Consider the following 22,724-nt stretch of genomic DNA (forward strand, 5'->3'; position numbering starts at 1 on the left):
GCTTCGCCGTCCCCCAACCCGTCAGGTGTCGATGTACTCGGCGATCACGTCGAGCGTGGACTCGACGGAGGTGAACTGGGTGTGCAGGTGCCTGATCCACCGTCCCTTGGGCTGGAGCGCCGCGTGCGGGGCGACGACCGCGGAGATGAACCGGCGGATCTCGGTGAGCTTCTCCCGGATGACCACGAGTTCGTATGCCTGGAGCTCGGCAGGGTCCGAACAGAAGCGGTAGCCGTCCTTCTTCGTCCAGATCAGCGGGGGCCAGCCCCGCTCGGTGATCGTGTCGCGGAGGTGGGCCAGGCCCGCGCGGGCCTGGCTGGGAGTCAGCTCGCTCGCCCGCAGGAGCTGGGGGAAGGTCAGCCCCGCCGGACGGGCCTCGAAGAGGACGAACCGGATCGTGTCGGCGTGTCTGAGGGATGCCGCCGACAGGCGCCTGGAGGCGGGGGGCACCGCCTATTCGCCTTGCAGGAGCTTGGCGAGCGCCTCGTCGACGTCGACCTTCCCGGTGTCCACGGCCGTCTCGATCCAGTCGAGGGCCCGTTGACTGAACTAACTCCGGCGTTTTAGCAGGTCAGAGCATGTTTCTGCTAGCTTCCCGTCATGGTTGATCTGAACGATCCCGGGCGGGATCTGACACGTTTTCTATTGCCCGAAGCAGGGCGGTTAGTCGAGACCGGCGAGCCGCAGGAGCCCTACCGCCTGCTCGATCCGGCTGGTCTGCCGGTCGTTCCGGTCGCGGCGTTCTTCGCCGAGTTGCAGGCGGCCAGCAGGCCCATGACCACGGTCCGGTCGTACGGCATGGATCTGCTCCGGTGGTACCGGTTCCTGTGGGCGGTCGATGTCGCCTGGGACCGGGCGACCCGCAGCGAGGCGCGGGACTTCTCCCGATGGCTGCAACTCGCGGACAAGCCGGTCCGCGTTCACTGGCGGTACCAGCGCCAGGGCGTGACTGTCCCCGGCCCCAGACCGAGCGGAGCGAAGCGGGCTGAGCCGGGGGCACCGAACCCGGTGACGGGGAAGCCGACGCCTGGCAGGAAGTACGCGCCGACCACCCGCGCGCACAGTGAAACGGTGCTGCGGTCTTTCTACGAATTCCACCTCGAAGAGGGCACCGGGCCGATCATCAACCCCTTCCCGCTGGACCGCTTCCGGCGAGGCCGGGCCAACGCCCACCACAATCCGATGGAGCCGTTCCGACACGAGCAGCAGGGCCGATACCGGCCGCGCGTGCCCAAGAAGCTCCCGCGCCGCATCCCGGACGAGATGTTCAACGCGCTGTTCGCTGCGTTGAAGTACAACCGGGACCGGGCCCTGCTCGCGGCCTGGGTGTCCACCGGGGCCCGGGCCGACGAACTGCTCACCAGCCGCCAACTGGACGCCGACCCGGGCCAGCAGCTGATCACCGTCGTCCGCAAGGGGACGCGGGAGAGCCAGCCGCTGCCAGCATCGCCGGACACATTCGTGTGGCTGCGGCTCTATCAGGAGGACACGCGGCGTCAGGGCGCCCCACATGGACGTCGGCTGCCGTTGTGGTGGACGCTTCGGCGGCCGTGGAGGCCACTGAACTACCATGCGGCCAGAGCGATGTTCGACCGGGCGAACGACCTGTTGGGATCGAACTGGACCCTGCACGACCTGCGACACACGGCCGCCTACCGCATGGCGCGCGACCCTCAGATGCCCCTGACGGACGTGAAGTGGGTCCTCGGCCATGCCCATCTTTCCACCACGGAAATTTACCTCGCCGCCAGCCGGGACGAGGTGATCGAGAGCGTGCTGGCCCACCACGCCCGCCAGGCTCGTCAGCCGGTCCTGCCGCCTGCTCCGGCTCCCGGCTACGACCCGGAGAGCCTGGACGTGCTGTTCGGACGGCGGCCATGACCACGACGACAACCACGACGCCACCTGCGGCCAGGCGCTCAGGACACCGGCCCTCGGCTCCGTTGCACGGTTCCGTCCAGAGGTCCCTTCGGTCCGCTTTCCCCGCGAGACCGGTTCCCGACACCTGGCCGGCGACCGCCGAAGACAGGGCCCAGGTCAAAGAGCGCCTCGCGGAATTCTCGGCGAATGCGAACAGGCACACGCGCTACATCCGAGGCCGCGGGGCACAGACGATCCTGCGCTGGCTGGAGTTGTTTCCGGGCGGCACATGGCAACAGCGGTGGCTGAACTCCGGCTCTGACGAGCAGCGACGGGGATGGCTCGACCACCTGATGGAGGCGATCAGCGACGGCCGCTACGGACGCGTCGACCGGACCGAACTCTCCTCCGGCGCCCTCGTGTTGGTCTGCGCTGATGTGATCCGTCCCAGCCTGGAGTGGCTGATGACGCGCCAGTCCCTGAACCTGAGGCAGCTGGTCAGCGAGCGCCGTGACCCGGACGGCTTCGCCGCCCTCGCGGCGCCGGAGCTGTGGTCGACGAACCTCGGGTTCAACGCCCGCTACCAGATCGCGATGCTGGTGGTTGCCAAGGGCGGCGGGGTCCGCGACATCAGCGTCGGCGACTGCCTGGAACTGCGGGAGACCGAGGCACGCGTCTACGTGCACGCCGGCTCCGGGCGGTCGCTGTTCTACTCGTGGCTAAGGGAACTCGGGAACTTCCCCTCCGAGGCGCCTACCACCATGCGTGACGTCAGTAGGCACTCCGGCCAGGTCAGCGCCGCCGAACTCGTGGACCGCTACAAGCTGCGGTGCCGCCCCGTCCGCGACCTGATCGTGGACTACCTGACCGAGCGTCAGCCATCGCTGGACTACAACTCTCTCGAAGACCTTTCCCGCACCCTCGCCCGGCACTTCTGGGCGGATCTGGAACGTCACCACCCCGGCATCGGCTCTCTCCGTCTGGACCCTGAGGTCAGTGCGGGCTGGAAGAAACGCTGCCGCACCAAGACCACGGTCCGCCGCCTGCCCGACGGCACATCCGTCGAGGTCGCGAGCCCTCGAACGAACGTCATCAATCTGCTGACGACAGTGCGGGCCTTCTACCTGGACCTAGCCCAGTGGGCTCTGGAAGAGCCGGGCCGCTGGGGCCCGTGGGTCGCCCCGTGTCCGGTCAAGGAAGCCGAGATCTCCCAGCGGAAGCACGTCACCCGGCGCAAAGCTCGCATGGACCAGCGGACCCGAGAGCGGCTCCCGGTTCTTCCCACCCTGGTCAAGACTGCGGCCGACGAGCTCAAGAAGGCCAAGGCCCGGCTCGCCGCCGTCCGCGCGGCGCCACCGGGAACCTCGTTCTCCGTGCTGGGCGAGACCTACATCAAGGTCAAGGGCACCCGCTACACCGACCACGCGGCATCGGCCACCGCCTATGACGCGAACGGCCGGCGGCACTGCCTGGGCCCGGCCGAGCAGCGCGCCTTCTGGGCCTGGGCGGCCGTGGAGTTCCTCCGCCATACCGGAGTTCGTATCGAAGAAATGCTGGAGGCGAGCCACCACAGCATCACCCAGTACAGACTGCCGACCACCGGCGAGGTCGTCCCCCTCCTGCAAATCGCCCCGTCCAAGACCGACGAGGAACGTCTTCTCCTGGTGAGTCCGGAGCTGGCTGATGTGCTCAGCGCGATGGTCTGCCGAGTGCGCGACGCTTCCGGCGCGATTCCTCTGGTCCGTGTTTACGACCCCAACGAACGTGCGTGGAACCCGCCATTGCCGCTGTTGTTCCAGTGGTGCTGGGGCGGCCAGAACCGGCCGGTGTCGGTGTTCACGATCCGAAAGTCGCTGGACGAGACCCTGCTGGCTTCCGGCCTGGCCGACGCCACCGGCCAGCCGTTGCGCTACCAGCCGCACGACTTCCGCAGAGTCTTCGTCACCGACGCCATCATGAGCGGTCTGCCGCCGCACATCGCACAGGTCATCTGCGGCCACAAGACGATTTCCACCACGATGAACTACAAGGCGGCCTATCCGACCGAGGCGATCGAGGCCCACCGGGCATTCATCGCCCGCCGCCGGGCACTGCGGCCGAGCGAGGAGTACCGCACGCCCACGAGCGAAGAGTGGGATGCCTTCCTGGCCCATTTCGAGAAGCGCAAGCTCTCCGTCGGTACATGCGCCCGCGCCTTCGGCACACAGTGTGTTCACGAGCACGCCTGCATCCGGTGCTCGCTGCTGCGGCCCGAGCCGGAACAGCGGGCACGGCTCGCCGAGATCCGCGACAACCTCATCGCGCGGATCGCCGAGGCCGAGCGGGAGGGATGGCTCGGCGAGGTCGAGGGCCTACGCGTCAGCCTCGTCGGCGCCGAGAGCAAACTGGCCCAGCTCGATGCCGAGGTGAACCGGCGGACCATGGTCGTGAACCTCGGCATGCCGTCATTCGGCTAGGAAACGGGACGGCTGCCGAGGGCCCAAGCCCAGAGTCCGGACAATAACGGACGCACGGGACGTTGAAACCCGCATGCCAGTCGGTGGCATCGTTCACTACCGTGGTGCCCGCTCGGTCCCATAGGAGGGACGGTTGACGAGCCGGAGAGGCAGGGACCGATGAAGCAGCTTGAGCTGGTGATCGTGCAGTTTGAGGAGGTCAAACGCCTCATCGAAGTAGGCCGAGTACCGCAGCTCAGGCTCGCGTTCATCCTCCTTGACAGCGCCGTCGAATTGATCATGCATCGCCAAATTCAGGACGCGCTGGCTCTCGAACATTGGGATCTCCGGACTCTGGAGAACTATCGACGAGCCGAGGACGACGGCCGCGGCAACGATGTGATCAGGGCCGAGATCAAGGAACTCGAAAGACAGGTGACTTCGAAGGGAAAGAGGAAGAAGATCAATCACAGCTTTCCCGACAAGATCGACTTCCTGGTCGATCGGGGCAGCCTCCCGAACGAGGTCGGCCCGGTACTCAAGCGGCTGCACGAGTACCGCAATGAGACCTACCACCGCGATCACCACCGCCTCGAAGTGATCCGTCCCGCTGTGCTGATCTACTTCGACACTGCTTGCACTGTCCTTTCCACATACAGCCCTGGATCGGTCGCTGACGAAGAGACAGGGCCTGAACTCGATCGCTTCATCGAGGGGTTCACCGGCTACTGCGATCCCTTTGACTTGCCCGAGCGAGCAGCGAACCAACTTCGGGAAGAGGTGGGGCTGGACCTCGAAGCCGTTCGCGACGCGCTGACCAAGCATCTGCTCGGGCGCCTTGAAGAACTCGAAGGGAACATCCGATATGTCGAGGGCTTCTTCCCCGACCTCCTTCCTGGCGACGCCCTCCGCATCATCCAGGTGGCCGAAGGTGACACAGAGGCGATCTTCAACCGCGATGTGATGCGAAGCCGGACCTACCCACACGACGAAGGCGACCTCGTGACCTGGCGCGAGCGTGCAGCCGCCCTCTCCGGGATCACAGAGAAACATGCCCTCTTCACGGAGTTCGCTGCCATCGAGACATCCTTCGAGAGACTCGAAAAGCAAGCTGCCTTCGCCGTCGAGCAGATCGATGACCAAATTCAGATGCAGTTGGACGCTCATCGAGGGAAGTGAGCTCCACGCAGCGTTAGTTCAGAGAAGGTGCCCCACTTCTTGCGGATCGCCCTTTTGAGCTTGCGCAGGTTCTTCGGCTCCTTCTGCGGCTCGGGCTCGGTGAACTTGATCGCGCCGTTGCGGTTCTTGCCGCTGATCGTGACCCACGGGAGCTTCGGCAGTTTGGTGTCCAGGGCGCCGAGCTCGGCGCGCATCTCGGCCTTCAGCTGGGCGGTGAAGACCTTGCCGTCGCGCGGCTTGTTGAGCTTGTCGTAGTACTCCGCGCGGCGGGTCTCGAAGTCGTCGGGCAGGTCGTCGTCGGGGTTGCGCCACTTGTCGGCGCCGGTCACCCAGATCTCCTTGCAGCGCAGCCTCTCGCGCAGGGCCTGGAAGACGCATGACGGGCTTGTGCTGGTCGTTGGAGGAGCAGAAGTCCAGCACTTCGAGGAGCTTCATCAGGCCGCTGCGGTAGTGGTTGGAGTAGGAGGACTTGAACACCTCCCGCTTGTTGCGGGCGAACTCCGCGTTGGTCGCCTTCATCTCCGCGACCAGGTCCTTGAGGGTCTTCTCCCCGCCGGCCGCCGGGAAGACCACGGAGCGGACCGAGCCGTCGGGGGCCCCGAGGGATGCGGTGGCGATCTTCCCGAGGAGGCCGGACTTGCCGCGGACCTTGGTGAACTCGGCGACGAACGCCTCGGTCACCTTCTTCTCCGCTCGCGCGTTGATGCGGTGCACGGTGGAGTTCAACAGCTCCACCAGGGTGTCGGTGATCTCCCGCTGACGCTGGAACAGCAGCGCGGCCAGCAGGACGTGCCGTACGGGATCGTCGAAGCGCCGCAGGTGGCTCGGGGAGGCGGCCGAAGTGCGGGCCCGCCAGGCGCCCACGACCTGCACGCCGATGCCGGTGAATGCCTTGGCCGGGACGCCGACTGCACGGACCTGCTTGAGCTTCTTGATCTCGTCCAGCAGCGAGTTGAGGCTGACGTTGCCCGGATGGGACTTGATGTCGGAGAGCACCGACTCCGTATCGTCTTCGTCCTCTTCCTGGGCGTCGCCGTCCACCGCCGCCCCGTCGCCCTGTTCGGTGGCCTCGCCGGTCGGGTCGGTGAAGACCAGCGCGTCCAGCCGGCGGGGACAGTCCTGCACGCGCGCGAGCCGTGCGGCGACCTCGGCGACGGCCCGTTCGTCGGCCTGGTGCAGCGCGGACCGGATGATCGTGGTGATCTGGGCCGCGGTCGGCGGCTCGATCAGGTCCACGCGCATCTGCCGCAGCAGCTCGGCCCGCACCTGCTCCTCGCGGCGTTCGTCGTGCCAGATCACGTCCACCAGGTGCGAGACGAGCTTGACCAGGTCGGTCTTCGAGCACTCGTGCCACCCGGTCAGATCCCGCAGCTCACTGCGGTGCCGCTTCGCGGCACGGGAGGTGAAGTCGTAGAAACCCAGCTCGGACGCGGCGACGCCCACCTGCTTGGCGACGTGCTCGACCGCGTCGGGCGGGAGCTCCAGGCGCATCCTGGGAAACCGGCCGCGCCAGGCCAGGAACTTCAGCTGAACGGCGAAGCCCAGCCTCGTGGCGCCGGTCTTGTTCCGTAGCCAGCCCGTCTCGTCGCCGGACAGGGTGAAGTGGTCCACCACCCCGTCCAGACCCAGATCCCGCCCCACTGCTCAGCCCCTTCGCCCGCCCCCGTGATCACCTGTCGGGCTGGACGGTAGAGGCGCCGCTGTACGGCGGGCGCGGGTATCGGCGAAGTGCCCCAGTGCGGCGGGCGGGCCTGGTAGAGGGGCGATTGGCCCGCCCAGGGCCGGGAGGGCGGTTTCTAAGGGCCGTGTCACCAGGACGGATGCGTTTGCGCCGTAGCGTCGTGCGCGGTGTATGTGACGAACAGCCTCCGGGCGGGGCATCCTGAGCGGCATGGACTTCCAGCCGGTTGAGCGCGCCTCGGAGGCGTTCCAGCAGTCACTGACCGCGGAGGAGATCGGGAAGGTCTGCCGACGGGCCTTCGGGGACGCCGCCATGCCCGTGTCCGCTGTCGAGCTGGGCACGGGGATGTACAACAACGTCTACCGCGTCACCCTGGCCGACCATGCCCGGCCGGTGATCCTGCGGGTCGCGCCGCCGGAGGCCCGCCAGTTCCGCAGTGAGCGCCACCTGATGCGCAACGAGTACAGCAGCGTGCCGTGGCTGGCGGTGATCGCGCCGCTGATGCCGCAGGTGCTGGCCGCCGACTGGTCGCACGAGGTGATCGGCCGGGACTGGATGATCCAGACCCACCTGGATGGCATCCCGGCCCCGGAGCACCTGGGAACGTATCCGCGTGCCGCGTGGCCGGTGTTCTTCCGGCGGATGGGCGCCATCACCCGCTCCGTGCACGACGTGCGCGGCCCGCACTTCGGGCCCGTGGGCGGCCCGGGGTACGCCACGTGGGGCGAGGCGGTGATCGCGTCGCTGGAGGAGATCGCCGCCGATCTGGACGGCGTCGGCCTGGACGCGGCCGACGTGCGTAAGGTCGAGGCGGTGGCCGCGCACGACCGCGCCATGTTCGACGAGATCACCGAACCGAGGCTGCTGACCGGGGACCTGTGGACCGTCAACGCCCTGATGGACCCGGCGGCCCCCGAGCCGGTGATCACCGGCGTCCTGGACTTCGACCGCACATGGTTCGGGGACCCCGCCGCGGACTGGACCATCCGCATGGCGACGGCCAAGGCGGACGAGCGCGAAGCGTTCTGGAAGCCCTACGGCGCCCTGGACCGCTCGCCCGCCGCGGTGTGGCGGGCGCGGGTCTACGAGGCCCGGCACCTGGGCGCGATCCGCCTTGAGCGCCACCGGCTGGCCAAGACGGACGCGGTCCGCGAGAGCTACGGCGCGATGGCCGAGGTACTTGCCGGCCTGACCTGAGCGGGCCCGTTCGGGTGCGGCTCGACGTGGATGCGGATCTGCCGCAGGAGCGCGTCGGCCCGCTCCTCGACCCCGGCGGCGTCCGGGCCGGTGACCACGAACGACCCCAGCTGGTGGCCGTTGGTGTCCGGCTCGTGGACGAGGCCGCCGAGCGCCGCCCGCCAGCGGACGAACGGCACACCGGGGCCCACCGTCGGGAGCCCGGAGAGCGACGTCAGCCGTCCGGCGCACGGGCTGGTCACGAACCGCACGGTCGCGTATCCGCAGGCGGTGGGTGCGAGCTGGGCCGGGCGGCCGAGGGCGACGTCGAGCAGGGCCGCCCAGACGTCGATGCCCAGGGCGTGCTGGATCAGGACCCCGATCTGTCCGGCGGCGAGGCGGGCGCCGATCTCGATGACCGTGCACCGCCCGTCCCCGCCGACGATGACCTCGGTGTGCGAGGCCCCTTGCCGGATACCCACCGCGCCGATCGCCGCGCCCACTTCCCGGTACACGGCCGCCTCGATGGACGGGGGCAGGTCGACGGGGAGGCTGTGCCCGGTCTCGACCCTCTTCGCGCCGTCGGTCACCTGCTTGCGGGTGACGGCGAGGTGCGTCGTGGTGCCGTCCTGCGTGAGGGACTCGACGCTGTACTCCGTCCCGGCGGCGTACGCCTGGACCAGGACGCCCGCCTCGCCGCCGCTTGCGTACATGCCGGCTACCGCGCGGGCGCCGTCGGCGGCCGCGGCGGCACCGGCCGGGCCGCTCACCACCGTGACGCCGGCGGAGCCCGCCCCTGACACCGGCTTGATGACGCACGGGAAGCCCACCCGCAGGTCCGCCAGCGCGGCCCGCAGCCCGGCCGGGTCCCGGACGAGGACCGTGTACGGCGTGCGCACCCCGGACGCGGCGAACGCCTCGGCCATGGCCGCCTTGTCCCGGGCCGCGTGTGCCCGGCCCGGGTCGTTGCCGGGCACCCCCAGCTCGGCGCAGAGGTGCGCGGCGAGCTCGGTCAGGTACTCGTTGACGGTCAGCACCGCGCCGACACCGCGGTGACGGGCGTACGCGGCGATCTCGTCGACAGCCCGGCCGGACTGGGCGAAGTCGGTGACGACCCGCCCGGCCAGCAGGCCCTTCAACTCCGGCCCGTAGCCCTCGTACGCCGCGGCGGTGGTCGCGGCGTGGACCAGGTGCCCCCGGGCGGCGGCCGCCCTGACGAGGGCGCCCGCCTCGGGGCCGGCCGCGGCCAGCAGCAGCACGCCCGGGAGGCTCACGCCAGGTAGTCCTCGAAGCCGCCGGTGCGATGGGTGTCCAGGGTGAAGCAGTGGAAGCCGCCCCCGAACAGACGCCGGTGCCGGTGGCGTACGGGCACCACGTCGAAGCCCTCGGCCTCCAGCAGCTTGGCCAGGCCGGTGCACTCCTCGTTGACCAGCACCGTGTTCTCGTCGACCGAGAGCACGTTGAGGTCGATGTACGGACTGGTGAGGACCAGATCCTCGTAGTCGTCGTACACCGGGAACGCGCCCGCATCGGGCTCCGGCGGCACGACGAACTTCCACGAGCGCAGCGGCTCGGGCATCAGGTCCCGGATGCCGTCGTGCCGGGCCAGGAAGACCCCAGGCTTCAGGGCGAGGACCATCGAGTCGATGTGGTTGTCCGCCATCCGCCACACCCGGTGGACGCGGTACTGGTGGCCGAGGTGCCGCTCCAGCCACTCCGCGCCCTGGGTGTGGTTCTCCTGCGCGACGTTGACGACCAGGTCGCGGCCCAGCCGCAGCACCTGCGCGCCGTCCAGCATCATCTCCACGCCGACGTCGTACGGGCTCACCTGCCCTGCGTACGGCGCGGGAGATCAAGGCGCACGCCCCGCACTGCCGGGTCATCTTCACCGTGTACGAGATGAAGCGGCTCGGCCGCGACGCCGCCGAACTCACCGCGCTCGCCGACCACCTCACCGCCCACGGCCTGGTCCTGGAGATGCTCGCCGGGCCCCTGCCCGGCATCTACGACCCCACCGGCGCGGCGCCGCTGCTGTTCGCGTTCTTCGCGGCGATGGCGGAGACCGAGCGGGAGAACATCCGGGAGTCGACGCTGGAGGGCCTCGACACCGCGGCCCGCAAAGGCAAGCACGGAGGCCGGCCGCCCGTCATCACCGACGACATGCTGCGCACCGTGCTCCGGCGGAGAGCGAACGGCGAGTCCGTCGAGCAGATCCAGCCCGACCTGATCATCCCCACCGGCAAACGCAAAGGGCTGAGCCCGTCCGTCGCCAGCGTCTACCGGGCACTCGCCGAGCACACCAAGCGCGAGGCGTACCCCGAAGCCGTCGAGCAGGCGCGCGCCGACTTCGCCGCCCTCCGGGGCGGGGAGGTCCCCGGTCCCCGGACCGAGCCCGAAACCGTACGGTGACCTGGACAGAGCATCAAGACCACCCAGGGGGGACCCATCCATGGCCAAACGCACCGCGAAGAAGACGCCGCTGGTGTCCGCCGACCGCGTCCGCAAAGGCTGGCAGGGCCCGGCTGGCACCCTCATCCGCCTCGCCCGGCCGCAGGACGCCGATGCCGCCGACACCCTGCTCGCCACCTCCGGCGACGGAGTCGAGTTCCTGCCCCAGCTGCGGACCGCCATTGAGGACGGCGCAGTGGCCTCCACACTCCTCGCGGGCCTCGCCGGACCCAAGGCATACCGCCACGCGGCCTCGATCTCCTTCACCAGCCAGCCCATGACCGAGGCCCTCACCACCGTCTGCCTCCCCCTCGTGGCCACCGACGAGACGGACCGCACCATCGCCGCGCTCTCCGCGACCGCCCCCGGAACCCTCATCGACATGGCCATGAAGAACGGCTACGGCCTCGACAGGGCCATGGCCCTGAGCCTGTTCGTCGCCAAGATCCACGGCCTTGCCGTCACCGAACACGCCCGCGGCCAAGGCATCGCCGCCGCCCTCCTCAAGCGGACCTGGCAGGTCTACCGGCAACTCGGCTACTACGTGGTGTACGGCTCCTACGAAGCCGACCGCGACCTCGCCACCTTCTACTCACGCTGCGGCTGGACCGTCCACGCCCCCGGAGAACCCTTCTCCCTCGACCCCATCGCCCTGCCCTTCAGGCTCGGCGCCGGCCACGACCAGTGCATGTTCACCCGCTGGCGCTGACCCGCCGCAGGAAACCTCAAAGCCCGGCCCGCGAGAGCCGGGCTGCCCCTCCAAAACCTACCGGCGGGTTACTTGTCACCTGGTTCGCCGCTCGTTAACGGCACCCCTTTCAGCATCGACCAGCTCGCCTTTGCCGAGCAGCAGGCCCACCTCTACGTCGGCTGCCACGACCGTGAGAAACCGACAGCACCCCGCAGATTCGATCCGAGCCTCAACCCCGTCACCAACGACCAGGGCGTGGTCGTGTTCCCGCTGCGGACCTTCCGCACCCTCGACTTCCACGCCGCGGGGTACGGTCCGGAAGCGTCGATGCTGCTGTGCGCCGGTACCGCCGTGGCCGAGTCCGCGGTTCACGAGGCACTGGAGATGCATCAGCTGTCTCCGGGGCAGCCCGTTCTCGACCCGCACACGGCCGGTCTCACCATTGACGTGACCGTCCACTGGGCGTCCGGCACGATGCCGACCATCGGCTGGGCTCACGCCCAGTGAGCCGCAGTTACTCAGGGCAGGAGTCGTTCAGCCTGAGCAGCGGGGCTCCTACGCCGCGGGAGTGTGTCTATCCCTGAAGCGTCCTGCTACCCGACGGGGACTTGCCCCGTCGGGTAGCAGGACGCCCGTGCTCGTACCCGTCGGCTGCCATCGTGAACATCATCGGAAACAGCTCCTCGGCAGAGGGCTCCGTGAGACTGCGCAGCGTCGCACCCGTCGCGTTGACCAGCCCGACAGCAGCCCGCAACGGCTCAGGGGTCCGTGCGAGCCTGTCGTACCGCCAGACGACGACTTCGTCGCCGGCCGGCAGTTCTGCGACCAGCTCGCGCAGCCCGGGGCGGTCAGTGCCCGCTGTGGTGCCTGAGACCTCTTTGCCAGAGCGCGTGTACTGCCCTGCGTTGGCAGGCCGGGCACAATTCGGCCAGCCGCTGCTGCTCGGCGGGGGGCGAGAGCGTCACCATGGTCCGAGCTGGCGGCCTTGTGGCGAGTCTCCTCGACGGTGCTGTTGCCCAGTGAGCAGCCGGGCTTGGGCGTGGTGCGGCTCATGATGCGAGGCTCCGTCTCGGGTACGGGGTGAGGCCGGGCAGGTCGTGGTGCTTTCTGCCGGGCGGAGAAAGCCGACCTGCGCCGAGCCGGAGTGTCGTCGCTCTCGATGTCAGAGGGATCGGTTCGTTCCTGCGTGATCGTCATCGCTGTACCTCCAGAGCAGCGGCGGGTTCTTCGGTGGTCTCCTGAGGTGACACGATGATCAGCCGCCGTGATCCATTGACCGCTCGGGCCAGCCTGAGCCTCCGGCTCCAGCCGCCCAGGACATGAGCGGGAGTGGGCCACGCGTCGAACGTCTCCAGCGTGAGGATGTCGCGACGGCGCACCACTGCGGGGATGTGCAGCAGCGCCAGATGGACGTAGATCATATGCATGGCCTGCGGTGCTAGGTCCTCCGCCGTCACGTGCAGCTGCGTCTGTGGGTTCAGGCTGTGCCCGATCATCGCCTGCGCCAGGGCGACCATGAACGCGCCCGCCCCGCAAGTGGGTTCATACACTTCGGCGAAGCCGTCCCTCTGCACCTGCTCGACCACCGAGTCGATCTGCATCTCGGCCATCAGCTGAGCGATGTCGTAGGGCGTAAAGTACTGGCCGAGCCGCTCGTTGCCGAGTTCCAGCGCCATGTAGAGGCGGCCGAGTACGTCGCATGGCTCGCGCTCCATCTCTGTGGTCACCAGCGCCAGGGCCTCCGCGAAGCGGTACAGCTCTGTTCTGCCGTAGCCGCCGGCGATCTGGAGGTACTGAACCTCGCGTGCCTGCCAGGACCGGCTCCCGCGGACGTCCACGGCGTTACGAAGAGCCAGCGCCGCCATCTCGACGAAGTTGTCGAAGACTTCGCTCATCCGCTTCGTACCGGTGTTCGCCGCCAGCAGCTTCACGATCTCCCGGTAGCCGCTCATGTGCTCGGCACCGCAACAGTCGGAGCATCGGAGGTCCGGACGCCACGGTGGACCTGCGGATCGGAGGGAAAGGCGTGCAGGTTCCAGGAACCTTGAGCGGCAGGCCGCAGGAACCCGTACGGGCGTACGTGGGTCATACGGTGCCCTCGGTGTTCTGGGCTGATTCCGCAGGAGGCTGTGAGTCGTCCTTCTTCGTCTGCTCGGCGAGGATCTGTTTCACCTGCCAGGCCGTTGCCCGTGTTGCCAGGGGCGATGTCACGCCGCGTGGTGCGCCGCAGAGCCAGGGCGTGCACCGCGGCGCGCAGAGCCTGTTCACGTGCGTCGTCCGCGGCCCGGAGCGTCTCCAGCTCCGGTGTCACTGGGATGAGCGTGACCTTGGTACTTACGCCGACGAGTTCGAGCGCCTGCGCGGCGTTCGCCTCGGTCGCCCTCAGCGTCCGTCCGTGCGCGTACACCCCGTGCTTGGCAAGGTGCGTCATCCACGTCCGGCCGCGCCGGTGGGCCTCGCCCTGGATGGTTTCGCTCACGTCGCGCTCCCCAAGTCCTCGATGACCTGCTGGACGAGCGTGTCCGGCACTGGGGAGGGCAGGACGATCTGTCGGTTCCCGATCTGGTACAGCGTGTGCGTGGCGTTACTCCTGTCCGCGGTGACCGTGAGCCCGCGCCGGGAGGCCGCGGCCCGGATCCGCAGCAGCGGGCTGCCGTCGACGCCCGCACGCAGTCCCGCGGTGACCTCTTGGGCCTGCATCCACTCCTCCATGCTCACCACCGGCTTGTGCACGACCTTCGGCGACCACACCCACTGGGAAATGGGGTTGCGCCGCGAGAAGCCGGCGCGGCCGGTGCGGTTCGCCCGCCGGCTGTACACCTGGTAACCCGTCAGCTTCGGGTTCGAGACCAGGCCCTCGACCCTGTTGTAGGTCCACTCACCCTCGATCGGGTACCGGTCGGGCTCCGCCTTGAGGATCGCGACGATGTCCGGGCCCTTCAGGTGCTCCTCGCGCCGGAGGCGGCACAGCTCCGGGGCGGCGTCGAACCGGCGTGAGTCGGAGTGCGGAGCGAGCTTCTTCTTCGGCCGATCCGCGCCGAAGCGTCCCTTCTCCCGTACTGGGGCGTTCTCGTCGATCACCGCGATGTACGGGTACGGCGCATAGCCGTGGTTCCAGCCGTTGATGGCGTGCTGGATCTGCCCGCCCATCGACATCTCGTTCAGGACGGTGCGGTAGACCTCTGCCTCGACCTGGCCGTAGCGGCGGCTTCGTAGCTGGCCGGACTTGGTGCCGCCGACCGGCTCGTTGGCGTACACCACCTGTGCACCGAGGCGCTCCAGCTCGTGCTCCACGGTGAGGCTGGTCAGCATGGCGCGTGCCATGCGGTCGGAGCGCTCGGCCAGGACGTGGGTGACACCCAGCTGCTCGGCACGGTCCACGAGGTCCTGGAGCCCGCCGTCCCGGGGGGTCGGTACGGCGAGAGCGTCGTACATCTCCTGCGGCCCGCGGCCCCGAAGGTCCGGGGGCAGCATCCCGGACTCGACGTCCCAGAAGTATGCGACGAACTCCTCGCCCTCCTCTAGGCGTTCGGAGGCGAGGACCACCTGCCGCGGGATGGACGAGGCCGGGTTCTGGTTGTCCTTGGTGGAGACACGGCCTAGGAACACCGCGGGGCGAGGACGTGCGTCGGTCTGCCGGTAGTTCGGCAGGTGACTGAGGTCGACGGGCGGGGCGAACGGATTGGTCATGGCGTTCCTACAGACTGGGAGCGGACAGTGGTGCTCTGCTGGGGCCCGGACGGCCTCTCGAGAGCGTTCACCGTGCGGCGTGCTCGTCGTGGAGGGTGGCGGCCTTCTTCCACCAGGCCTCGCGCACGTCGGCTTCATCGCGGGCCCGCGCGCACTGGCCGCGCTGGTCGCCCATGCCGCCGACCAACGGCGCGTGCAGGTGCGGGACAGACGGTAGAAGCAGCGCGGCGTAGTCCTGACCGCCGAGGCAGATGACGTCTGCGTCGTCCAAGCCGAGGCTCGCCGCTTGCTGGCGGATCGTCTCCGGCGTGACGGCCCGCTCGTCCTTGAGGGTGACGTCGTAGGGGTGCAAGGGCCGGTCGAGCGGGACGAGGCCGTGGAGCGCGGAGGCGACGAAGATCAGCACGGGGTCGGTCAGGGCGTCCGCAGCGGCGCGCAGGCACCGGTGGTAGTCGCCGATGTAGAGCTCCCCAGCAGGGTGGCCCGGAAGCGGGTTGCCGTACCCGTTGACGCTCGGGTCCGGCAACTTCTTCTCTCCGCAGGCGATGACCACGACGCGCCGCCGGTGGACGTCGATCTGTCCGCGCTGCCGGGCGTAGAGCCGCCCTGCCTCCGTGAGATAGAGCGGGCGGCTCGTCTCCTCCCACGTCGCCTGGCTCGCGCCGTACGGCTCGGGCCGGACGACGGCGTATCCGCTCGCGGCGATCTTCCGCAGGGTGGAGCCGCGGAACCACGTCTGGCCGGCGCGGCAGGCCGGATCGTCCCGGCCGGGGACGTTCTGGTCCGGGCGCCGTGCGGCGGCGAGCACCGCCTCGTGCTGCCGACCGGGCAACTTCGGCAAGATGCCGGGCACGTCCGCCGGCGCACCGCGGTTGGGGTTCTCCTTCCGCCAGGCGTCGAGGGCCGTTCTTCCGTCCTCGGTCATCCAGTGGGTGCCGCCGTCGGCGGTGTGCGGGATGATCAGGCCGTCGGACATCAGCTTGGCGAGTGCTGCGGGGTGCCCGGCGACGAGGCCGTCATCGTTGGTGTCGAGGATCTTCGCGCCGGTTGGGCTGAGGCCGTGGCTCATTTGGTGGTTCCTTTGTTTCTCTGGATAAACGGTGAGGGTGAAGTGGTCTCATGCCGCAGAGTTGGAGAAGCGTGCCAGCGTGCGCCGTCTTCCTCGGATGCGATGGGGCGCCGTTCGACTGCTGCGTGGCCGGTCTCGTCTTGGCGGACCTTGGCTGGTGCGCGTACTGAAGCGCGCCGTTCGCAGAATCCCGGTTGGACAGCTGCTCGAACCCGTACGCGACTCCCCATGTTCTGAGAGATTGCTACGGATTGAGCACTGAAGATCAGAGATCACCGGGTGCATCGGGGTGGACGGGGCAGGGCCCGAACCCGGAGCTTCTATGGCTGGCGGGGTGGACATGGGGGCGGCCCGAGAGGCTGCACGCGGTCTTCGGGTCCTCGTTGCAGAACTCGACGCAGGTGCAGTCCTGGATTTCGTCCATCACGGAGTCGGAGGAGTCGTCGGTGTCCTCGGCCCGAGGAAGGCACCGGTGGCGGTCAGCCAGGAGGTCGAGACGGGCGAGCGTCCAGCCCTTCCCGTCGTGTCCCGCCTGAGTGGTGATGGAGGTGCATTTCGTGCACCGGAGGCCCTCGGCCACCGAAGTGGTGCTACTGAGGGCGTTGTTGACGACCTCGAAGTTGTCCCTCGGGAGAGCCTCGGGTTCCGCCAGGGCGGCGGTCTCGGCGCCGCCGGTGAAGAACTCCAGCAGCTCCAGCGGTACAGCAATGTCGTGCCCGCGCTGGTGCACGCTCCGAATGGCCGCACCTACAGGGTTGGTGACAGCAGCGCGGAGGCGGTCGACTTCGCCGTTGAGTCGAGAGATCCGGGCGTCACACTGCTCATGATCTACTTCGTCGGGGCCGTCCCACGGTGCGGGAAGGCATTCGGGTCCGCCGGCGGTGAGGATCCCGTCCATACGTTCCCAGAGCAGGCGCACCGGGTGTCCGATAGGCAGCTGCTGGACGGTCTCGGCCATCAAGGTGTGGAGCTCGTCCGTGCCCAACTCCTCAAGGCCGGTCTGCGTACTCACGCTGTTCCATCCTCCTAGTCCGAAGGGGTTCGCTGGCTATGGCCCCGGAGCTCAGTCGGTAACGCGGTAGGGGTGGCCGATCTGCGGCTCCTCCCCGTCGGCGGTGCAGTTGTGTGGCCATCGGCACGCGACGGTCTCGATATGCATGCCGGAGTGCTCTTCACAGCGGACCTGGTTGTTCGGGGTGATCTCGGGGAGCGGGATCGGGATGACCACGGTCGGCACGGATCCGAGCTCGGTTCCGTCGTCCGCGTGCCGCTCCAGGGCGACGGACAGCGCGGTGTCGCGGATGTTGAGGGTCTGGGTCTCGCCGTCGTGGTGGGTGACGAGGGCGGTGTCCTCGTAACTGATCCAACCCGAGTCGTCCCTGGTCGCCTCGACCGTGACGGAGATGACGGCCTTGCCGGTGGATTCACGGTGCTGGAGGGTTTCCACGGCCGCAGGTGTGAGCTTCTGATTTCCATGCTGAGTTCTCCCGTCCTGCAGTCAGGCGATGCGCTCAACGTGAGCGACGGTCACGGTCTCGGCAGCGTCGCGGTCGAAGCCGCGTTTCCCGGAGTGGTGGACGAATCGGGACGTCCCTTGCAGAGCGGGCCCAGCGAGCCGGAGCTGCGTGCGATGCGGGCCGATGGTTCGTGCGCACTTGTGGCAGCCACAGTGGTGCAGGGCCGCTGCCCGACCTCCTTGAGCGCCCGAGCGAGCTGGGCGCCCTCGCCCTCCCTCGGCGCCCGGGGCGTATGAACGCCCCGGGCGCCGAGGACGAAGTCGCCGGTCTCCCCGGCCTCGGCCTTCGAGGCCACATCCAGTGCCTCACACATCAGGCCATCTCGTTACTGCGCTTGCCCGCGGACTTCGCGGAGAGGGCCTGCTGCTCGACGTGGCGTGCCGCGATGTACAGGCCCTCGCGGTTCAGGTGCCGCGAGTAGCTGGAGTCGAGGTAGAGCACGGGCACGTCGCCGGCAGCCTTCAGCAGCGCCGGGTGCAGCAAGTGCTTGATCGGGCCCGAGCCGCCGCCGTAGACATACACGACCTCGGTCGTCGCGCCGGCCTGGGAGAGGACGTCGCCGAAGGAGGAGACGATCTCGTCGACCAGGTAGCTGGCCTCGTCCTCGACGAAGCCGGCGGCACGCTGGTGACGGTTCCTCACCAGCACCGACGGCTCCGCGTGGAGGAAGTCCGCCAGCTGCTTGCGCGAAGAGAACTGGAGCGTGGCGTCCGACTCGCTCATGCGCTCCATGGCGTTCATCAGCGCGGTGCCGTAGCCCTCGTCGAGTGTGGCAGCGGCCTCAGGGTTGAACCGCCCGTCAGTGAAGACCGGGAAGTTCACGGTGCCTTCGCCGACGTCGACGCCGATCGTGTGCTGCACCGCCACCAGATCGGAGGCAGAGACACCTTCCACGATGGACGTGTCGCGGGCGCGCAGATCATCGAGCAGGGCCTGTGCGAGCGGCTCGCCCTTGTCGGTGATGGCGAACTGTGCGGAGGCACCCTCGGCCATCACCTGGACGTCGACGAACTGAAGACGCACTGAGACGGGAGTGCTGAAGTTCTTGATCGTCACCAGGTGCACCGTCGGATCCGCGCTGCCCAGCAGACCGATGAACTCGGCGGCGTAGGCGTGGCGACGCGCGACGAACTCAGAGATCGGCAAAGCCAGGCCGGCGCGCACCTGCACGCGCAGCTCGTGATCGGGCAGCGCACCGTTCTCGCGGACGTAGTCGCGCAGGGCCTTCGCGGCGAAGACTCCCAGGACCAGGACCTTGCTCAGCTCCTGATCGGCCTTGGAGTGCTTGCCCAGCACCTCGAACTCGGTGAATTTCGAGCCACGCACAGACAGCGCTGCGCGTCCGAAGATCCGGCGGTCCGATGCCGCCACCAGGGGAGTGGTGAGCGAGCAGTCGATCTGGTTGTAGAAGTCGCCGGCCAGTACGGAGGCGGCATCCGCGTCGGGGAGCGGCACCTTCGGCGAGGTGCGGGACGTCGAGACGACCGCGCTGGGCAGATCGATCTCGTCGAAAGCCCCCTGCCTCGTGTTCTGGATGACCCCCTTGACGTAGCCGTTGCCGACGTCGATGCCACCGGTAAGAGTGATGGTGTCGTTGCTGCTGGCGCTCATGAATTCGGTCCCTCGGTGTCTGTGCTGTCTGCCTGGAAAATGAAATTCACCGCGTCACTCAGCGCCGAGTACTCGCCATGATTTCGTCGATGGATGCCTGCTTCGGCGGCTCCGGCGGCGCGCTGGGGGCGCTTGCCGCAGGCTCCGCGCCCGTCTCAACCGGTACGGAAACCGGCTCGGGCCGGGCCACCGGCGCTGGTGTTGTCCTCTCGACGACGGCGTCGGCCTGGTCGGTGACCATGAGCTGCGGCTGCGGTTGAACCGGCCTGGCGACCGGGCGGCGATCGGTTGTGGCCTCGTCGTCCTCGTGCTGCTCAGTGCTCTCCAGCGGCGGCCGGCCGCGACGCGGCAGCTGCTCGACGGGCTTGTAGAAGACGTCGACGTATCCGTCGCGCTGAATGGACTCTCGAATGAGCAGTCGCAGCGACTGCGAGATGTCCGCCTGCTTATTGAGCCACTCGATCACCGAGGTGTCGGCAGCGGGCACGGTCCAGCGGACCTTGCGAGGTTCACCGGACTGGCTCGCCATGGCGCTCACCTCGCTCCGCCACTCGCCCCTGCACTTCACCCGACCGTTCGCCGGATGTCTCTCGCTCTGTCACATGGACTCACCGCCCTTCGCGTTTCCTCTCGGATGCGAGTTCACTCTAGTGTCCCTATCGAGTCCTATGCAAGTACCATTCGATACGTCAGTAAGGTGCCATGTGAGTCCCTATCGAGTACCGACGGGGACACTTGCGGGACACCTCGGTGTCTCCGCCTGGGGCGGCCGCGCGCAGGCCGCCGAAGCCGTGTGCTGGTTCACCCCGCGGGCGGCCGCATGGGTGTTCACGCCGGACGCCTCTGAGACGCCCGCCGTACCGGCAGCGATCCAAGAAGGCCTCATTGGGCTACCTGCGGCGTCCCGTTGGCGTCCCGTCTGTGTCTCTGGGGATGTGCCACCAGGCATCCTGCATAGGCGAGTCCTCAAAGAGCACCGGGGGTGACGTAGGGGCAGCACGGTCGGAGCGCGGTCGAGACACCAGGGAGGCACGCGCGGGGCCTTGAGGAGCCCTCTGCAACCATTCGGCGTCTTATCGACGTCCCTGTCGTGTCTCGGGAGTGTCCCGATGAGTTACCTATGAGACACGGGTGAGACGTCGTTTCACGGCTGTCACGTGGGGCCGGGAAGCTTGACTGCGCCCCCTTGGCTCAGCCCGCCGGCGGGCGCGCGGACCAGCTGCGGACAGCCGGCGGAGCGAGACCGGTACCGCCGGCGACGTGCCACTGGAGCAGTGCTGTTGCGACGGTCGGTGCAGGGGCGTCATCGGCTCGCACGATGGGTGGACTTGGGGCGTGTCTGTCGGCTCGGAGCTGCTCCTTGATGCCGGCGACTTATCACCCTGTGTCCGCGTCCGGGCGCCGCAACTCTGCTGCCAACTCCTCCCGAGTGAAGCCGATCGACTGGTCGCAGGTGCCGGGGTGGCCCTCGATGAGCAAACACGCGTCAGAGGCAACGATCTTCTGGCACCCCGGCGCGATCCGCAGCTCCCGTCGGCCCTCGTCGTCCCAGAGCAGCCACCACAGCACGAGCCCTCCAGGCTCGGTGTACTGCATCTGCGCGCACGCTGTGTGCTGCACATCGGGTCCGTGCACACCGAAGTCGCAACCGAGCGGCTCGGCATCGACCTCGAAGTCCGCGCCGGGCAATGCGTTCAGGGCATGCACCTCGTCGTCAGCCAACGCCACTTCTGCTGAGCAAGGCATGGGCATGGGGTCCTCCGACTCCAAATCGAGTGGCAGTGTCACTCTTCAGGCCCGGCAGACACCGAAAACGGCAATAAATCTTGGAAGTGCGATGGTGACCTGCCTCACAGTGGCCTGTGAGGTTTCGGGGGGTTGCCGCAGCTGGCGCAGCGTGATGGTGCAAGGCCGGCTGAGGCGAGCAGTGGAGCAGAGCGACCCGCAGCCGAAGCGACGGCGTCGCGAGAGGACGGATCCGCTGCGCGGCGAAGGCTGTGACACCCACGGCAGCAGAGCCAAGAACCGGGGCTGCGCCCAGTCGGGAGCAGACCCGTACCCCCGCCTCGCTCGAGCCTCACGAGGCGAATCAACGTAGGGGTACGGCCGTATCACGGACGACAAAACGGCAGTACACCCAAAAGGCGTGATGACCAGGGGAAACAGCCTGACCCGTACCCCCGCTGCGCGGAAGGGGAGAGGGGGTACGGGTCAAGAGGGTACGGACCGTTTCCCCTGATGTTCCAGGCTTCCGCTAACGCTCCAGCCGTGGAACAGCTAGGACGACAGCAAGGAAGTCAAAGGGCATAAGGGAACCTGATAACACGTGTCCTGCAGACCCTCGCTTCGCTCGGCCTCTCCGCTGCGCTCCGAGGACGTGTTAGTCGGCATAGCCGACGGGTTCCACCGTTCCCTTCGCTCGCCGGTCCGTCGGTCGCTGACGCTCCCTCCGGCTATGCCCAGCGCTGCGCTTGGGAAGTGGAATGCCCACCACCGACACTGCTTCAGTTCTCCGCCGACGGGGGAGAGTGCCGTTCCGCGTTGGGGGCGAGGCTAGTGGCGGACCTGCGGCGGCTGTATCAACAGAGCGGTATCCTGGCCGTTCTTGTCTGGGGTCTTGGAGACGAACATGGCTTTGCCGGCGAAGCCGAAACAGCCCGGCTCTTGGAGAGCGATAGCCCGGGACGGCGTCCTCAACCCGGAAGAGACAGCAGTCCGTGCCGCCGTGCTGGCCGAACTCCGGGACGCGGAGTGTGCACAGCACACAGCTACCGTGGGGGAGTCTCCAGCTCATGAGCCTGTGACTCCGCTGAATGAGCGCTTGATCAAGTACCGCGCGATGATCGATTGCGCGGGCTGGGCAATGAGCTCCACCCACACTGAGGACCGAGCCCGCATCGAGGCATTCCACACGAACGGCGCGGCTATCATGATCACCATTTCCCCTGGTCGCAACAAGGGCGCACGCGCCTACATGCTGACGCCGGGTTGGGCATGGTGGCGGAAGATCCCCTTGCCTGCGGTGGAAGCGTTCGTCACACGCCTGGAGATCCCGCCCAAGGCCAAACGGCCGCCAGTCGGATCCCCGTGCACCTGCGAGAAGGTGAAATACCCCACCCGGGATCGTGCGATGGACACCCTCACCGACATCACGATCAAGAGGGTCATCAAACGGAACGGCGTCCAGTCTGAACGCAGCGCCTATCGCTGCCCCTGCGACGACCGGGTTTGGCACGTCACCAGTCAGGACCCGCGCATGCCGAAAAACGACGATGACCGGCGGTGAGGAGTTTCCCCTGTCGGTCGCCCTGTGCCGGTCGTGTTGAGGAGTGGGCACGGGGGGAGAGCCTGTTGGAGTCGGCCCGCT

At 68.1% G+C, this 22,724-nt stretch carries 21 protein-coding genes and 2 pseudogenes; 8 read left to right on the forward strand and 15 right to left on the reverse strand.

Features of this window, described 5'->3' with window-relative positions:
* Nucleotides 1-21 precede the first annotated feature (21 nt).
* Both ACIQPR_RS44980 and ACIQPR_RS44985 read right to left on the reverse strand, forming a co-directional pair.
* On the reverse strand, nt 22-450 hold the full coding sequence (locus tag ACIQPR_RS44980) for a RacP protein (RefSeq protein WP_403662124.1): 429 nt from the start codon (nt 448-450) through the stop codon (nt 22-24).
* A gap of 3 nt (nt 451-453) precedes the next feature.
* Nucleotides 454-534: pseudogene (locus ACIQPR_RS44985) on the reverse strand (DUF6192 family protein); the annotation flags it as partial.
* Between the two features lie 66 nt (nt 535-600).
* On the opposite strand from ACIQPR_RS44985, the gene ACIQPR_RS44990 reads away from it, so the two are divergent.
* The 3 genes from ACIQPR_RS44990 (at nt 601) to ACIQPR_RS45000 (ending at nt 5,474) form a co-directional block, all read left to right on the forward strand.
* Nucleotides 601-1,881: a tyrosine-type recombinase/integrase gene (locus tag ACIQPR_RS44990; protein WP_403662126.1), complete on the forward strand. Its 1,281-nt coding sequence runs from the start codon at nt 601-603 to the stop codon at nt 1,879-1,881.
* A gap of 62 nt (nt 1,882-1,943) precedes the next feature.
* On the forward strand, nt 1,944-4,316 hold the full coding sequence (locus ACIQPR_RS44995) for a tyrosine-type recombinase/integrase (protein ID WP_403662129.1): 2,373 nt from the start codon (nt 1,944-1,946) through the stop codon (nt 4,314-4,316).
* 159 nt (nt 4,317-4,475) lie between these two features.
* Complete coding sequence (locus ACIQPR_RS45000; protein WP_403662132.1) at nt 4,476-5,474, forward strand: hypothetical protein; 999 nt, start codon at nt 4,476-4,478, stop codon at nt 5,472-5,474.
* An 18-nt stretch (nt 5,475-5,492) separates the two neighbouring features.
* Here the strand turns inward: ACIQPR_RS45000 and ACIQPR_RS45005 are convergent, their stop codons facing one another.
* Nucleotides 5,493-7,115 carry a DUF4158 domain-containing protein gene (locus tag ACIQPR_RS45005; protein WP_403662134.1) on the reverse strand — a complete coding sequence of 541 codons (1,623 nt, stop codon included), beginning with the start codon at nt 7,113-7,115 and terminating at the stop codon, nt 5,493-5,495.
* 250 nt (nt 7,116-7,365) lie between these two features.
* Here ACIQPR_RS45005 and ACIQPR_RS45010 point away from each other — a divergent pair, with 250 nt between their 5' ends.
* Complete coding sequence (locus ACIQPR_RS45010) at nt 7,366-8,352, forward strand: phosphotransferase family protein (RefSeq protein WP_403662137.1); 987 nt, start codon at nt 7,366-7,368, stop codon at nt 8,350-8,352.
* Here ACIQPR_RS45010 and ACIQPR_RS45015 read toward each other — a convergent pair.
* Together ACIQPR_RS45015 and ACIQPR_RS45020 are read right to left on the reverse strand one after the other, a co-directional pair.
* On the reverse strand, nt 8,313-9,605 hold the full coding sequence (locus ACIQPR_RS45015; protein ID WP_403662140.1) for an ATP-grasp domain-containing protein: 1,293 nt from the start codon (nt 9,603-9,605) through the stop codon (nt 8,313-8,315). The genes ACIQPR_RS45010 and ACIQPR_RS45015 overlap by 40 nt on opposite strands.
* A complete protein-coding gene (locus ACIQPR_RS45020) occupies nt 9,602-10,159 on the reverse strand; it encodes a hypothetical protein (RefSeq protein WP_403662143.1) in 558 nt (185 codons plus the stop codon). Before ACIQPR_RS45020 ends, ACIQPR_RS45015 begins: the two co-directional genes overlap by 4 nt.
* A gap of 62 nt (nt 10,160-10,221) precedes the next feature.
* On the opposite strand from ACIQPR_RS45020, the gene ACIQPR_RS45025 reads away from it, so the two are divergent.
* The 3 genes from ACIQPR_RS45025 (at nt 10,222) to ACIQPR_RS45035 (ending at nt 11,977) form a co-directional block, all read left to right on the forward strand.
* Nucleotides 10,222-10,740, forward strand: a complete 519-nt coding sequence (locus ACIQPR_RS45025; protein WP_403662146.1) for a recombinase family protein — start codon at nt 10,222-10,224, stop codon at nt 10,738-10,740.
* 40 nt (nt 10,741-10,780) lie between these two features.
* Nucleotides 10,781-11,488, forward strand: coding sequence for a GNAT family N-acetyltransferase (locus ACIQPR_RS45030; RefSeq protein ID WP_403662149.1), 708 nt, complete (start codon nt 10,781-10,783; stop codon nt 11,486-11,488).
* A 72-nt stretch (nt 11,489-11,560) separates the two neighbouring features.
* Nucleotides 11,561-11,977 (forward strand): hypothetical protein, encoded by a 417-nt coding sequence (locus tag ACIQPR_RS45035; protein WP_403662152.1) that lies wholly within the window; start codon nt 11,561-11,563, stop codon nt 11,975-11,977.
* Between the two features lie 67 nt (nt 11,978-12,044).
* On the opposite strand, the pseudogene ACIQPR_RS45040 reads toward ACIQPR_RS45035, so the two are convergent.
* The 10 genes and pseudogenes from ACIQPR_RS45040 to ACIQPR_RS45085 form a co-directional block, all read right to left on the reverse strand.
* A pseudogene (locus tag ACIQPR_RS45040) lies at nt 12,045-12,338 on the reverse strand (recombinase family protein); the annotation flags it as partial.
* A 325-nt stretch (nt 12,339-12,663) separates the two neighbouring features.
* Nucleotides 12,664-13,422: an N-6 DNA methylase gene (locus ACIQPR_RS45045; RefSeq protein WP_403662155.1), complete on the reverse strand. Its 759-nt coding sequence runs from the start codon at nt 13,420-13,422 to the stop codon at nt 12,664-12,666.
* Nucleotides 13,419-13,949, reverse strand: coding sequence for a hypothetical protein (locus ACIQPR_RS45050; protein ID WP_403662158.1), 531 nt, complete (start codon nt 13,947-13,949; stop codon nt 13,419-13,421). The genes ACIQPR_RS45045 and ACIQPR_RS45050 overlap by 4 nt, the downstream gene beginning before the upstream one ends.
* Nucleotides 13,946-15,160: a recombinase family protein gene (locus ACIQPR_RS45055; protein WP_403662161.1), complete on the reverse strand. Its 1,215-nt coding sequence runs from the start codon at nt 15,158-15,160 to the stop codon at nt 13,946-13,948. Before ACIQPR_RS45055 ends, ACIQPR_RS45050 begins: the two co-directional genes overlap by 4 nt.
* Nucleotides 15,161-15,227: 67 nt before the next feature.
* Nucleotides 15,228-16,229, reverse strand: a complete 1,002-nt coding sequence (locus ACIQPR_RS45060; RefSeq protein WP_403662164.1) for a DUF6884 domain-containing protein — start codon at nt 16,227-16,229, stop codon at nt 15,228-15,230.
* Between the two features lie 265 nt (nt 16,230-16,494).
* Nucleotides 16,495-17,241, reverse strand: coding sequence for a hypothetical protein (locus tag ACIQPR_RS45065; protein ID WP_403662167.1), 747 nt, complete (start codon nt 17,239-17,241; stop codon nt 16,495-16,497).
* Nucleotides 17,242-17,292: 51 nt separating this feature from the next.
* Complete coding sequence (locus ACIQPR_RS45070) at nt 17,293-17,676, reverse strand: hypothetical protein (RefSeq protein WP_403662170.1); 384 nt, start codon at nt 17,674-17,676, stop codon at nt 17,293-17,295.
* A gap of 382 nt (nt 17,677-18,058) precedes the next feature.
* Entirely contained in the window at nt 18,059-19,357 is a 1,299-nt protein-coding gene (locus tag ACIQPR_RS45075; RefSeq protein WP_403662172.1) for a hypothetical protein, read from the reverse strand.
* 58 nt (nt 19,358-19,415) lie between these two features.
* Nucleotides 19,416-19,886 carry a hypothetical protein gene (locus tag ACIQPR_RS45080; protein WP_403662175.1) on the reverse strand — a complete coding sequence of 157 codons (471 nt, stop codon included), beginning with the start codon at nt 19,884-19,886 and terminating at the stop codon, nt 19,416-19,418.
* An 848-nt stretch (nt 19,887-20,734) separates the two neighbouring features.
* Entirely contained in the window at nt 20,735-21,079 is a 345-nt protein-coding gene (locus ACIQPR_RS45085) for a hypothetical protein (protein ID WP_403662178.1), read from the reverse strand.
* Between the two features lie 1,099 nt (nt 21,080-22,178).
* On the opposite strand from ACIQPR_RS45085, the gene ACIQPR_RS45090 reads away from it, so the two are divergent.
* Nucleotides 22,179-22,643: a hypothetical protein gene (locus tag ACIQPR_RS45090; protein ID WP_403662181.1), complete on the forward strand. Its 465-nt coding sequence runs from the start codon at nt 22,179-22,181 to the stop codon at nt 22,641-22,643.
* Nucleotides 22,644-22,724: the final 81 nt, after the last annotated feature.

This window comes from Streptomyces sp. NPDC091280 (assembly GCF_044768565.1).
In the GTDB taxonomy this organism is placed as follows: Bacteria; Actinomycetota; Actinomycetes; order Streptomycetales; family Streptomycetaceae; genus Streptomyces.

What these genes read in the sequence shown, in the direction of transcription:
- ACIQPR_RS45060 (WP_403662164.1), bottom strand. Translation starts at nt 16,229, where the DNA reads ATGAGCCACGGCCTCAGCCCAACCGGCGCGAAGATCCTCGACACCAAC.
- ACIQPR_RS45000 (WP_403662132.1), top strand. Translation starts at nt 4,476, where the DNA reads ATGAAGCAGCTTGAGCTGGTGATCGTGCAGTTTGAGGAGGTCAAACGC.
- ACIQPR_RS45075 (WP_403662172.1), bottom strand. Translation starts at nt 19,357, where the DNA reads ATGAGCGCCAGCAGCAACGACACCATCACTCTTACCGGTGGCATCGAC.
- ACIQPR_RS45055 (WP_403662161.1), bottom strand. Translation starts at nt 15,160, where the DNA reads ATGACCAATCCGTTCGCCCCGCCCGTCGACCTCAGTCACCTGCCGAAC.
- ACIQPR_RS45010 (WP_403662137.1), top strand. Translation starts at nt 7,366, where the DNA reads ATGGACTTCCAGCCGGTTGAGCGCGCCTCGGAGGCGTTCCAGCAGTCA.
- ACIQPR_RS45080 (WP_403662175.1), bottom strand. Translation starts at nt 19,886, where the DNA reads ATGGCGAGCCAGTCCGGTGAACCTCGCAAGGTCCGCTGGACCGTGCCC.
- ACIQPR_RS44990 (WP_403662126.1), top strand. Translation starts at nt 601, where the DNA reads ATGGTTGATCTGAACGATCCCGGGCGGGATCTGACACGTTTTCTATTG.
- ACIQPR_RS45045 (WP_403662155.1), bottom strand. Translation starts at nt 13,422, where the DNA reads ATGAGCGGCTACCGGGAGATCGTGAAGCTGCTGGCGGCGAACACCGGT.
- ACIQPR_RS45030 (WP_403662149.1), top strand. Translation starts at nt 10,781, where the DNA reads ATGGCCAAACGCACCGCGAAGAAGACGCCGCTGGTGTCCGCCGACCGC.